This is a genomic window from Bacillus sp. OK048 (genome assembly GCF_900103525.1).
GTDB lineage: Bacteria > Bacillota > Bacilli > Bacillales > Cytobacillaceae > Neobacillus.
The window spans coordinates 40938-53687 of the sequence record NZ_FNHN01000012.1; the positions used below are offsets into that span (position 1 = coordinate 40938).

Annotated in this window: 10 protein-coding genes; 2 read left to right on the forward strand and 8 right to left on the reverse strand. The window is 39.0% G+C overall.

Annotated features, from left to right (window positions below; translation table 11 throughout):
* Positions 1-102: 102 nt before the first annotated feature.
* From BLR86_RS19715 to BLR86_RS19745, 7 genes are all read right to left on the reverse strand, one after another.
* Positions 103-1368: a glycosyl hydrolase family 18 protein gene (locus tag BLR86_RS19715; protein WP_090765561.1), complete on the reverse strand. Its 1266-nt coding sequence runs from the start codon at positions 1366-1368 to the stop codon at positions 103-105.
* Positions 1369-1467: 99 nt separating this feature from the next.
* Positions 1468-4068, reverse strand: a complete 2601-nt coding sequence (locus tag BLR86_RS19720; protein WP_090765564.1) for a polynucleotide kinase-phosphatase — start codon at positions 4066-4068, stop codon at positions 1468-1470.
* On the reverse strand, positions 4068-5411 hold the full coding sequence (locus BLR86_RS19725; protein ID WP_090765567.1) for a 3' terminal RNA ribose 2'-O-methyltransferase Hen1: 1344 nt from the start codon (positions 5409-5411) through the stop codon (positions 4068-4070). The genes BLR86_RS19720 and BLR86_RS19725 overlap by 1 nt, the downstream gene beginning before the upstream one ends.
* Positions 5412-5648: 237 nt before the next feature.
* Positions 5649-6692 carry a P-loop NTPase family protein gene (locus BLR86_RS19730; protein WP_090765569.1) on the reverse strand — a complete coding sequence of 348 codons (1044 nt, stop codon included), beginning with the start codon at positions 6690-6692 and terminating at the stop codon, positions 5649-5651.
* A 137-nt stretch (positions 6693-6829) separates the two neighbouring features.
* Complete coding sequence (locus BLR86_RS19735) at positions 6830-7168, reverse strand: hypothetical protein (protein ID WP_090765572.1); 339 nt, start codon at positions 7166-7168, stop codon at positions 6830-6832.
* A gap of 138 nt (positions 7169-7306) precedes the next feature.
* Entirely contained in the window at positions 7307-9880 is a 2574-nt protein-coding gene (locus BLR86_RS19740; RefSeq protein ID WP_090765575.1) for a helicase-related protein, read from the reverse strand.
* A 74-nt stretch (positions 9881-9954) separates the two neighbouring features.
* Positions 9955-10149, reverse strand: a complete 195-nt coding sequence (locus tag BLR86_RS19745; RefSeq protein WP_090765578.1) for a YbxH family protein — start codon at positions 10147-10149, stop codon at positions 9955-9957.
* Between the two features lie 259 nt (positions 10150-10408).
* Here BLR86_RS19745 and BLR86_RS25745 point away from each other — a divergent pair, with 259 nt between their 5' ends.
* Together BLR86_RS25745 and BLR86_RS19750 are read left to right on the forward strand one after the other, a co-directional pair.
* The gene (locus BLR86_RS25745) at positions 10409-10543 is read left to right on the forward strand and encodes a BA3454 family stress response protein (protein WP_139185666.1); all 135 of its coding nucleotides are present in this window, start codon (positions 10409-10411) and stop codon (positions 10541-10543) included.
* A 125-nt stretch (positions 10544-10668) separates the two neighbouring features.
* Positions 10669-11511: an FkbM family methyltransferase gene (locus BLR86_RS19750; protein WP_217642403.1), complete on the forward strand. Its 843-nt coding sequence runs from the start codon at positions 10669-10671 to the stop codon at positions 11509-11511.
* Positions 11512-11730: 219 nt separating this feature from the next.
* On the opposite strand, the gene BLR86_RS19755 is transcribed toward BLR86_RS19750, so the two are convergent.
* A complete protein-coding gene (locus BLR86_RS19755) occupies positions 11731-12645 on the reverse strand; it encodes a VOC family protein (RefSeq protein WP_090765584.1) in 915 nt (304 codons plus the stop codon).
* Positions 12646-12750 lie beyond the last annotated feature (105 nt).

Genomic DNA, 12750 nt, shown 5'->3' on the forward strand with positions numbered 1-12750 from the left:
ACTTTTTCGAAAAAAATATATATCTGCGATAATTGAGTTTTATCTGCGTTCATTCAAATATATCTGCGTTTATCAAAATATATCTCGATAACCCAATAACTACTATTTCACAACAGTAATATTCCGCCTCAAATACACCCAATTCTGCGGAGCAGCCAAACTAATCTGCCAATAGGTGGTTCCTGATAAGTTATAGACATCAATTACTCGATATTTTTCAATAAAGCTTCTTATATCCTCAAACCAAACGACATGTTCTACTCCTGACTTCCAATGCCGATACCACGGTGACATTGACCTCTGATCAAATTCAATCGGCGAGCCTGTCGAAATGGCTTGATTTTGTGCTGAAACCACTGACATCGCATGGGTCACATTCGTTCCTACGACTTTATCATAACCATATAGCGGCATCGCAATTTGTAGTTTACGAGGATTCATTTTGGTAAGGGCGTATTGAACCACTTCCTCGATCCACCAGATAGGAGCAATCGGATCAGGCGGTCCGCCAGGGTATCCATAATCAATCGTCATAACGGCCACAATGTCGGCAGCATTCCCTATCGCTGCATAATCGTATGCTCCAACAATTCGATTGGTCGGGAGGTCCGCCGTTTTCGCATGCACATTTACATGTAGAATCAAGTCGCCCAAAGCAACCTTTAATTCTCTTAAAAATAGATTAAAATCATTGCGTTGAGGCGGCGGAATAAATTCAAAGTCGATACTGACACCGCCAAAACCCCTATGTCTTGTTAAGTTCACAATGCTAAGAACTAGATTTCTTCGGAAGGATGGGTTTCCAAGCACATGCCCAGCCAGCTCAGCACTAAAATCTACTCCTGTAAAATTACGAATCATCAGCAAAGGGATGATATTCAATTGTCTGCTCCGCGCTACAATCGCTGTATCCTCAATTAAGTTATAGGCATACCCCTCTGAAGTAAACGAATATGCCACTACCGCTAAATAAGTTAATTGCCCTGCCAATGATTCTAATACCCCAAGAACAGAGCTAGCCCCTGATGGTACCAGAAACCCCAATGTCGATATTTCTAATTTCACCGGGGATGGGATGTTAATCATTTGGCCGATGGAAAGTCTATTCGGTTCAATCCCTGGGTTTGCCCCTAAAATAGTGGAAATGCCAGTGTTGAACTGCTGGGCTAACTGCCAAATTTGATCACCAGGTTTGATTTGATAGGAGCGGATTGGGAGCTGGTTGTCGGGAAGGTACAATGCGAGACCTGGGACAAGGACATTAGCCGATGGCAGACTATTTAGCTCAACAATTGTTTGAATAGGGACACCATATTGATTTGAAATTGCCCACAAATTTTCTCCTGTACCAACCACATGAACCCCCATACGCTCACACTCCTTTTTACCTACATCATATGGGGAAATCACTTGGAATATTGCTCTTTAAATGAAAAAAACGAACTGGACACCAGTTCGTCAACTTACCTATAATCTTGGATCAACGGGTTCAGCTTCTAAAGCGAGTACACCTAACACACATTCATGAACCCGTTCTAGAGATTCTCTTTTTACAAATCGATTAACCGCCTCTACACCTAGAGCGAATTCCTTCAATGCGTTACGCTGCTTTTTGCCTACATTCCGTTTCTTTAACCGATATAAATTTTCAGGCAGCAGATAATCCATGCCATAGATGATATGCAAATACTTTCGGCCTCTCACTTTTATTGCTGGTTGCAGGAGTTTTCCTTTGTGGCGGGTAGTAAACGAATCCGGTTTGACGACAAATCCCTCATGTCCATCCTCGGTTATTTCTTCCCACCAGTCAATCGCTGCTTTCATCGAGGCTTCATCACTTACAACACGGTATTCGGTTTCTACAAATAATCGAGATATTCCGCTGAACTCTTTGTTTTTCTCCAAATGCCATGTGTGCGGCTTATCAAAAAAGGTTTCCGTGCTATGTGCTAACGTGTGAAATGGTGCAATTTGAATTCCCTCTAAGCCTTCAGTTTCCCAGCAGTATTTCTGATACACTGCGTTAAATACACTGGCATTCTCCATTCCAACATCGTTTTCCTCAATCCAGCGGATAACATCCTTTCCACCTTCGAATGCCTGTTGGAGGGAACCTTTTAATTTTATGCGGTCAAGCATCGCCATTTCCCCAACATGAGCATATTGGTTTAAAATCAGGTCCTTTGCCTTTAAATTCCATGGAAGAATTTCAGCGTCTAGTAACACAAAATCTGTATTGTACATTTCGAAATAGCCACTCTTCACTAGATCATTATTCAAAACGCCAACAATTTGTTCTTCTAATTCCTTTTTGAAAAATGCCCTGCCTGTTCGAGTATAAATCGTTCCTAATGTTTCCCTGCCTACATATTCCTTGGCAACTTCCTTATTTTTAAATAAAAATAAAATTCCTCGGCTGCCCATATGTTTTTTCTCAACAACCATGGTTTCAACACCATTCGTTTGATAGTATTCAAATGCCTCCACGGGATGCTCAAGGTATCCCTCAAGATGAGAAGCTTTTGGTGTCGGGCTCATCGTTGGCGGCAGGTAGACGATATCCTCAAGCGGCAGTGTGTAATGGGATAAGTCATCTAAAGCTGGCTTCACACCATCATCATAAATCATGATTTCGCCGTAATGCTCCGTTAACACAGTATATCCTTCTAAGAATTTCATGATATTGGGAGCTGCCAGACGCTTTCGTTCCCATTCCTTCAATGGATTGTTAGGAACATTCGCATAATCCTGCTTCGCCTTCACTGAAACAAATTGTTTTTCTGGGTAACGATAAGCAGTTAAACTGCCTCCGAAGACTACTCCTTGGTCGATATTTAGTGTGTTGTTAACCAGTAAAGGCTGGGGCTTGGGATCATGGCCCCAAAGAATAAGTTCGCTAGACTTATGAGAAATGGACCAGTCTTTCCGAATCGGCTTTCCATTTTCATCTAGTCCCTCACTATCACCATACCGACAAAAGTCAGAAATTCGAGCAGATTGCTTCCCAATATAATGATCCTTGATTCCCGCATGGACGGCGACAACAGCATTTATTCCATTTTTCCGGATGATATAGTGAGATTTCGCTTCTAACAATAACTCTTTTATTTGTTCCTTTAGAACAGTGGCAGCCTCTGTTCCGTAATCTTTTTCATACTCTTCAAATTCAGCGGCCACATTTTCGTCCCCATGTGCCATTTTTACATTTTTTTCATCAAGCCAGCGGGCAATTTTCCAGCTATGGTTGCTGTCAATCATATAGGCAAGGCCTGCTGCTACATGCTTTTGGAAAAATTGTAGAGTTTCGATCGACCTTGGTCCACGGCTCATTACATCTCCAAGGGAAAGAATTTTCCGCCCTTTTGGATGGAAATAATAGCCTTCTTCATTTTCTTGATAGCCAAGTTTTGATAGGATTTCTAGAAATTCTTCATAGCAGCCGTGGATATCACCGATAAAATCGATCCCGTTATCTAGCTCAATGAATAATGGGTTTTCTAATCGGCTTACATTCAATACTTCAAGTTCATCTTCACCAAGCAGGTAAACCCTTCGGTAAGGTTTCTTTTTAATGAAGCGAAGGGTGTTTTTAAAATGTTGATACTGCTGCTTAATTCGGTTTCTACCCCGAGGAAAATCCCGCTCCGCATCTCGTCTAAGTAATTCAGTTTCTGAAATATTCAAAACGATGGCAATGACGGGAACATGATATTTTTTCCCCATTTGCAAGTATTTATCATGTTCTTCCTCACGTAAATGGGTAGCGTCAATAAATGTTAATTTATTAAGTTTACTGCGTTTTGAAATGATATAATCCATTGCATCAAAGGCAGCACTTGATATTTGCTGGTATTCATGAAACAGCGCGTCACTCTCGTCTTTCGGGCGCCCATTCCAGCTAATAAATTCAATATCGCTGACAAGAACGCGGAATTGATCAGAACTGACCACTTCAGAGGCAAGAATCTGATTTTCTTGGATTAACTGATTTAATAAGGTTGTTTTTCCGGTATTAGAGGGTCCGACTAGTAGGACAATCCCGGCATGTGGTAAATGTAGTGTTGTCATCAGACCTCGCCCTTTCTAAAAATTGCCATTTGGGTTGGATGGCCGTAGATTGGATGTTCTTCGCCAATCCCTTGAATGCTAACTTGGTAAGGATAGTTTTGCGCCCATGCTTCTACATGTTGAGCAAATTCCGCTCGTGTCCATTCAAAACGGTGATCGTCATGACGCATTGCTTCATCCATATCATAGAGGACATTGTATTCCTGGTTTGGAGTTGTCACAATCAGCGACTTAGGTAGATAATCACCAAGAATGGTATCAACTATTTTAGGGAGCCGATCCTCGTCTATATGTTCAATCACTTCACACAAAATGATAATATCTTTATTTTGCAATCGGCTATCAAAATAAAATAACGATCCTGCAAGTGATTGTGGTTGAACATATCCCTCTTTATCAATCACTTGTTCAAATCTTTCTATCGCTTTAATCCGGGATTTGTTCGAGGGCTCAATCGATAAAATTTCTTTGACACCTTCGGCAAAACCCAGCTGTACAGACAGTCTTCCTTCTCCAGCACCCAGGTCGACAATCGTCTCCCTTTGCGGCAGTGTGCGAATAACGTTTAGGATTTCTTCATATCGCAGATCATTTAAGCGAGTTTTCGGGCTCTCTTCCCTGTTACGAATATAATGTTGCTTTTCATGGTATTTAGATTGAGAAATTAACGCATTAAATCGAAGGGCACGTTTGACGATCATTTGCTTTAACGGATGAGTTTCTAGCCAGCCTTCTCCGTAGCGTTCTAGTTTCTCCACTTCTCTTTCATCTAAAAAATAGTGCTTATAGTTATCGATAACAGGGATGAGAATAGAAACATGCTTTAATGCATTTTGGACACTTTGCCTGCCAGATATCGTGACAAAACGTGCTGAGCTTTTTTCACGAATGGCGCTTTCCCCACGCTCAATTTCTACTTTGTAACCCATAGGTTCAAACAAATCAGCAATCTCCTGGTCCTGCAAATCGGTAGAGACAGGACCAAAAGACAGTTCCATATCAAATGTGTGCTCTACCCATGGCAGATACGCTTCATCTGGTTTTCCATTTAACGCTGTTCCTAATGCCTTGCGGATGGTGGTGATAAACAAGCTGCTGACGGCGAACTCGCGATCGTTTATGTAGTGGGTTATATCAAATAAATCCGATGAATTTCGAACTAAATCAATTGGGTCTGGCTTCACATAAATGATAAACTGAACCTCTTCTTTGTTAAAAATAGGATAAACGAGACGAACTTTAAAACCTTTCTCATCCCGCTCATATGGATTATTGGGGTTTTTGGCGATTAGATAAGAGACGACATCCGCACTGGACCCTCTAACGGTTAAAGATAGCTGCATTTTTTACACTCCACTTCTTCTGAAGTATTTTCCTCTTATATACCATAATTGCACATAAATGGAAAATTTAAAAGGACATACCCGCTAGTTCAGTATGTCCTTAATAAAAGTGTAATTTTATTGTGGGTTGGATAGCGTGCATTGACCGAGATGCCTTGTTATTTTTGGTTTCGGTCACTCTAGGCCTCCTGCATTGACCTAAACGCCTTTTTATTATCTACATCGGTCACTCCACAATTAAATCGTTCCAATAAAATTCAATGATGCAATATCTTTTGAATCCACAGCACCATCTAAAATTTTCCTAACGTCATTCAATGTATCTTTCAAACTAACTTCTTCCCCTTTAATCCCAGTAAACTCTTCCGCAACATAAAATGGCTGTGTCAAATAGGCTTCTAATCGTTCTCCTCGATGAAAGGTCTCAATTTCTGAAGCAGGTATCCCGCCAATTCCCTTCACATTTACGAGCGAACGTAATTCGCGATAGCGGCGTAATAGCTTTTGTGCTTTTTGTTGAATAGATAGATGATTTTGGTCTAGATGTGCGCCTTCCAACACAGAGGAAGTAGAATAAATTGGGTTTACCGCAGGATAACGATGTCTAGCAGAAAGATCCATATCAAACTGCCATAGTGTTTCAAGCGGACCGTATGGAAGGTCTTCATCCACAGATGCCCCTTTTAAGTCGAGCAGGAAGGTGGTAACTGTCTTGATATCAACATCATGTAATTTTTCTTGAAGTTCATAAATTTCCCCCGTTAATACATGCGAACGGTCAGCAACAAAAATAATCTCTTTATTTTTTCCAAATACTAACATTTTTAAAAAAGCATTTTCAATCGTTTCAGCAATATATTCTACATCATCGGTTACCTCTTCAATTTCAGGGTGATTTCCTTCTGGTTTCAATAATACGGTTGCATACCCCTCTTTCTTAAACCGATAGAATAATTCCGCTAGTACAACCAGCTGACCCATTCCTGGTCGAGCCACAAGCCCTATGGTTCCTCCCTTTACAACCGGCGCAAACAAATCTAATGTTTTAATTTTTGTTTCAATCATCTCCACATTCTCCCCTCTTAAAATCAGCTCATCAAGACTACATTGTGCTAATTCTGCTAATGCTACGATTGTACGAACTTCAGATCTGCCAACTGGAATTTTCCCCGTGCACAAATTTGATACGGTTGCAGGTCGTAAACCTACATCACGCGCAGCACTTGTCAGGTTTGGCACCCTTCTTCGCAATAATGGAACGTTTAATCTGATATTTTCCATTACTTCCACCTCCTTACTTTAAATAGTAATTTATCTTACTCTAAAACGCAACAAATAATTACGCTAAAGAGTAATTATTTTAATTCTAAACGTAAAAAAAGCAAAGAAAAAAATCCTCTGCTTAATCTTTGTTTTATTTAAATAAGGTAGTAAATACTTGTAACAATCCCTGCAATAAGCATATATCCTATTGCCACATAAAAGGAAGGAGTCGCTTTAAATCGCCTTTCAATCTTTTCTATTTTCGTCCAAACTTCCACTTGAAGGTCATTATCTTCATTTCCACTTTGTAGTTTTGCATTAGCAAATTCTGATGCCATGCCACCAGATGAATTAAAAAACCTTACCAATACGACTGCAGCAAGCCCAGTCAAAAAGGACCAATCAAGAAACTGGTTATTAAAAAGTTTTGCTATCCCCCAATTCGCAAAAAGAATGAGACCTAATGTAATAACCGACCAAATAATTCTCCTCATAGTACCCCCATTTATTTCTATATTCCTTTAGGAAAATTATATCTCATTTAACGTGAATTCTCTGTAAGAATTTCCTATTCTTTTTTTAAGAAAAAAAAAGGTTCAAATCATGAGTGATTTGAACCTTTATTGGTACTTTTAGAAATCTTCTGCAAAGCGTCTTCTATATTTAGCATGATGACAGGCGTCACAAGTTGGAAACGAGTGATCCCAGGGAAGATTCTTTCCACAGTTTTTGCATTTCTTGACGAACTTTTTATTATCGGTTTTTAATTTATCCTGTACCTTGTCACTCATTTCCTCACGTTGCCGCTCCCAATAAATCGCCTCGGTCCGTTCACCTAACCGATACAAAAAGAGTAAATGCAAACCTAGTGCCTTGTAAGCCAATTCGAGATCCTCTAAACTTCGTTCCTTGTAAGGAGGTTCCGGAAGTGGAGTGCCTTGGATAATCGCATACATCGTTTCTTCCCATTGCCTTGTTAAGGTAGATTCATTTTTTGAAAAAGGAAGGTGTAAAAACCCATAAAGGTCCATTAAAGATAATCGGGCTTCAATTTCCGTACCTGCAATTAAATGATAAAGTGAGCGTTCTTCTGCGAGTGAGGCTTTCTTTGTTCCAGGTGGACTGTTAAACTTCCCCCAAAGCTCAAAGAACGTACCTAAATCACGGTAATAACGTTGGAAGCGTTCAAAAACAGAATTCGTTGGGGCAATCGCAAATGTATGAACAGGCTCATCCTCTTGATTTAGCAATCGCTTCATCATTCGAATATCCTTTGTGAAGGCAACCTTTCCAACATCATAAATCCCTTTCCTGCCTGCACGCCCAGCGATTTGTTTCACTTCCTGTGAAGTTAACAGCCGTCTTCTCGTTCCATCGAATTTCTCATTTTCTAAAAAAACAATCCGGCGAATTGGCAGATTTAAACCCATTCCAATCGCATCGGTTGCTACTACTACCTTTGTTTGTCCGCTGTTAAATTGTTCAATTTGCTTTTTTCTTGTTTCTGGCGGCATGCTGCCGTAAATCATACTGACAGAATGACCATCATTTTGCAGTCTAGAAGCCGTTTCAAGCACCCGTCTCCTTGAAAAACAAATTAATGCGTCCCCTTTTTTCACATGTTTAATATGAAATTCCTTCGATTCCACTTCGAGTGGGATCTCACGGCTGTACTCGTGGATTACGATATTGGATTCACCTAACAGCTGCAATAGCATGGGCTTTGAATTTCGGCTGCCGATAATATGTACTTCACGTGCATTCGCTTTCGTGATTGCTTTATACCAGGAAAAGCCACGGTCTTTATCGGTGATCATTTGTGCCTCATCAATGACGACTACCTCATAGTTTTCTTTCTCATGAAACATTTCTACTGTACATGAGAAATGTTTGGCACCGAGAACAATTTTTTCTTCTTCCCCTGTTTTTAAAGAACATGGTGTTCCTTCCGCATTTAATTTATCATAAACCTCTAATGCTAATAATCTTAGAGGAGCTAGATATAAGCCGCTGTTTGCTTGCTTCATTTGCTCGAGTGCATGGTGTGTTTTCCCAGTATTCGTTTCACCAATATGAAGAACATAACGGACGCGTCTCCCAAACGTTGGATTGTATTCCTGACCGAAAATATCCTCCATCATCCGCTCTTCTTCTTCTCTTTTTCGTTGTAATTCAGCTTCTTCTTCCGCCCTTTTTTGCTCTCTATTAGCAAAAACCTTTTTGAAAATTTTCTGATGGACGGAAAGGTCAAAAGGAATTTCAGCAATTTTCAATAAATCTGACAAGTATTCCTCTTGAATATCTTCAATAAAATAGTCTTCCACTTCATAAAGGAGCTCCTGAATACTGCCCTTAATAAAAGACGGAGTCAGCTTTTCACTAAAAGTTTCCTGGAACTGCTCCTTTATCTCGAATGGAAGCTTCTCGACAACTTTTTGTGGAATCAGCTCTGACAGGTAATCAGAGATTAAGCTTTCATATACAAAAAAATACGTTTGATACTCATACAAACTCCGGCCCCAATTCACCGTTTTGTGAATATCACCTGTTAATTCTTCAAAAAATGTTGCAACCGTAGTGTAGCAGGCTGGATTAAAATGTCCCTCATCGACCAATTTTTCTTCAAGTGCAAAGGTATCGACCGATTGAAATTTCACATTGTTCTTGAGGTCTGCTGCTAATTGAATGGCGGTAAAATGGCGAACATATAGAAAAAACTGGGCATAATCCTTTTCGAGCATATCACTCGCAGTTTCTTCAATGGTGTCACGAATATGTTGGCGTTCTTCTTTAAGCCGGGTTATTTCCTGTCTTTTTACAAAATCAGCTTTGGCCTGTTGATATCTTTGTTCCCATTCCTCCTCTTTGCCAGTAAATGTTTCTTTCGTCCATTCGCTTACATTAAATGGCTGATATTCTCTCATTTCGTCGCGAAAAAGTTTATTAATCAGCTTGCGGTCCACTCCTTGGACTTCAAACCCTTTTTCATGTAAAAACTCTTTTTTTTCATTTTTCGAGACGTCATTCGTGACTTTATTTAACCAAACATTGATCCAAATTTGCTCGAGATAGTGACCACGGTCACGTAAATATTCGCTAAAGGACGGCAAACTATCTTTTGTCTCTAAATAGTGGTTCATGTCTTCGATTACTTTATTCCTTGTGTGTTCAACAGCTTGAGGGTATACGGCGGTTAATTTATTCATCTTCTTCCCTCCTTATCCAAAACTATTTAATTTAAGTATAACAAAAAACAAGAAACCGAACAAATATTCGGTCTCTAGATTTGTTTCTGATTGCAGTACTCATTCACTAAATCCTCTATTTGATCCAGTCCAGGAAAATCCCCTGAAAACTCAAACTTGATTTCTTCAATGAAACGCTCTTTATTATTATAAACATGAATAGCTCCGTTTTGGTGGCTGACACTGAATTCTGGTACAAACCGAAACCCGTTTCGTTCAATCGCTCCCATGATGAATCCCCTTTTTAAAAGTTTTTTTTAGTATTTACCATAAATCCATCGTTAACCTCAAAAAAGAGTCCCCATCTCATAATAAAATCAAACTTTATTTCGTTATACTAATGGTCGTCGTCACTTCGATTCTAACCTAAATTTACATGATAGTAGGGAAAATCATAATAAATCTTTACATAAAATCCATCAAAACTTAAAGAAAGGCTTTTACAATATAACTGTAGCTCATTACTATACAGAAAGGAGAAAGATCAAAATGTGGGAATATACTATTTATGTACCATTCAATGGAAAAAAATATCAAACCAAAGTAATTGCGAATAAAAACCAATCCGAAGAAGAAATTTACCAAATAGCAAAAGAACAAGTTCTGAAACAATGGGCAAATTAAACAATGTCGTAATTTGATTAGGGAGCTGAAAAATGATCAAAAGAGCATTTGTGGGAAAGACTTTCTTTTTAAAAATGTGGGAAAATTACCCTAGGACGTGGAAGTTTTTCATTGATTTAGGGGTAATGCTTAAATACAAGACCTTGAATACTAGTAAAATTCCAAATAAAATTGTGCTTCCTTCCTCTAATGCGATTTTTATCAATTCAGAAGAAAATCGTGGTAGAGCGTTGTTGATCAGCAATGGTATGACTCAGAAGCGTTTGACAAGTTTTTGGACGAAAGCTGTGAATGATTATTCACCCGATTTGGTAATCGATGTAGGCGTAAACTATGGAGAATGTATTTTCTCGACCAATTATCCAAACCACACAAAAATTTATGGAATCGAAGCGAATCGAGATTTGTTAACGTATATTCATCAATCAAGAGAGGTTCACCCAAATAAAGCCCAAATGAAGATCTTAAATGTTTTTGCGTCAGATAAAGAAGAAGAAAAAACATTCTATGTTGATAAACATTGGTCTGGTACATCTTCTGCAGCCTATCGTCCAGCACACGAAATGATAGAACAAACAAAAGTTAGTTCTGTTACGATTGATTCAATCATCGAAGAGAATGTTATGAATAAAAATATATTATTTAAAATTGATGTTGAGGGATATGAAGCATTTGTTTTAAGAGGAATGGCTGAACTCATTCTGAAAAGTGGTTCTGCTTTAGGTTTTATTGAGTTTAATAGTGAGTATATGGTTAAATCCGGAGTAGATTTAAATGACTTTTTGCGCTTGTTACAACAAAATTTCTCCATTTACATCTATTACAAAAATGAGCTTGTAAATGGAAGTCAATTCTCTCTCTCCGATTTACACAAACTATTTGGGTCAAATTATGTACATACAGATATGATATTGGTGAAAAATATAAAGAAGCAAATAGATATTTTCCAGCTTGCTTCAGCCTCATAGTGTTAGAATGAGCACTGGTTATGGGTGCTTATTTTGGCTTTTATGGTCAGTGTGGTTATTTGCATAATAATTAAGAGACACGCACTCGGGATAAAAAAAGCGTCTCCACTTATTGTAGAAACGCCATGTTAGTAATGTTCTTTTTCCTTTTTGGTTTAAAAATTTTTACTTTTTAAAATGCTTTATTGTTTTTCTTGAAGTTTGCCGTCTCTTCGATATTCATCCCTCGTATGCTTTCCTCAATTCCACAAGGTCAAATTTCTTCATTTTTAGAAATGCTTGTGTTACACGTGCACGTTGCTCAGGTGTACTCTTGCTCATCATCTCGTCCATTTCACTTGGCACAATTTGCCAAGATACACCAAACTGATCTTTCAGCCAACCGCATTGCTCGGCTTCAGGAACGGCAGAGAGCTTCTCCCAGTAGTAATCAATCTCTTCTTGGCTATCACAGTACACCATAAATGAGATTGCCTCGTTAAAACTAAATTTATGCTCGTGCGCACTATCCATTGCGACAAACCATTGATTTTCTAAGCTAAAATCTGAGAACATGATGGTTCCTTCTTTGTCAGGCTCCATGCCATTCGGGTAACGGGCGATATGCCCCCGCTTTGCGTTCTTAAATACAGATATATAAAAATTAACCGCCTCTTCCGCGTTGCCGCACTGATCGCCGACAAACAAAAGTGAGGGCACGATTGCGGGACGCTCTTCACCTTCTGGATTAGTAAGCATTAACTGCCAAGACAATCCATATTTATCCTGAATCCAGCCATATTTTTCACTGAACGGATACTTATCAAGTGGCATTAAAGCTGTTCCACCTTCGGATAATTTGTTCCAAACCTCAATTATTTTTTCACTCGCATTTTTTTCTCGCGATGGATCAAAATTAACGATGAAAGATTCCGATGGATTGATTTTAAAATATGGTCCTGCGCTGATTGCCATGAACTTCTGCCCCCATAGCTCAAAAGAGACGATGTCAGAGTCCCCAGAGGGCGTGTCATGGATAGATGTTATATTTGTAATTTTTGAATCTGGGAATATGGAGGTGTAAAACTCAGCTGCTTCTTTTGCCTCCTTGTCATACCATAAATGCGGAACAATTTTTTGATTTTTTTTTGACATTGTGTATTCCTCCTAAATTTTCTTTAACATTTATGATTGAGACAGTTGCTTTTATGTAAGTATTCTTGCTATACGCCAGTATTTTTCGTGATCCGCCAGTATTTC